Here is an 828-nt window from a genome sequence, read left to right on the forward strand (position 1 = left end):
GGTGGAGAAGGCTCTCGATTGAGACCTTTAACTGAATCTCGAAGCAAACCCGCGGTTCCTTTCGGAGGGAGCTATCGATTAATTGATTTTGCTTTAAATAACTTTGTTAACGCGGATTTACTGAAAATTTATGTGTTGACACAATTCAAATCGCAGTCACTTTTCGTTCATATGAAAAAAGCATGGAATATCAATGGCCTGTCAGGGGCATTCATCGATCCTATCCCAGCACAAATGAGAAAAGGTAAACGCTGGTATGAAGGAACGGCTGATGCTATTTATCAAAACCTAAACTTTATGCAATTAGAACAACCTGAACAAGTTTGTATTTTTGGATCAGACCATATTTACAAAATGGACATCAAGCAGATGATTGATTTCCATAAGGAAAAAGAAGCGGCTCTGACCGTATCAGCCTTACGAATGCCGCTGGCTGAAGCTTCCTCGTTTGGTGTTATTGAAGTCGATAGTGACGGTCGTATGATTGGCTTTGAAGAAAAACCAGCAGTACCCAAACACATCCCAGGCGATCCTGAGTTTGCATTGGTGTCGATGGGTAACTATGTTTTTGAAGCGGAAGCGCTTTTTGCGGAGTTAATCGAGGACGCAAGCCTCGAAGATTCTAGTCATGATTTCGGTAAAGATATAATTCCCAAAATGTTCCCGCGTGGAAATGTATTTGTTTACGACTTCAGTACAAACCGTATTACGGGTGAGAAAGAAGAAGTTTATTGGCGTGACGTCGGCACGATAGATGCGTATTGGCAAGCTCACATGGACCTTCTTGAGAAGGATGCGCCATTTTCTCTCTATAATAGAAAATGGCCA

1 protein-coding gene is annotated in these 828 nt (G+C 41.9%); it reads left to right on the forward strand.

Annotated features, from left to right (window positions below; all coding sequences use genetic code 11):
- Window positions 1-828: glucose-1-phosphate adenylyltransferase (locus tag H5300_RS26910; RefSeq protein ID WP_182797377.1), on the forward strand; the 828-nt coding region annotated here is incomplete at both ends.

The sequence above is a fragment of the Vibrio sp. SG41-7 genome (assembly GCF_014164465.1).
GTDB lineage: Bacteria > Pseudomonadota > Gammaproteobacteria > Enterobacterales > Vibrionaceae > Vibrio > Vibrio splendidus.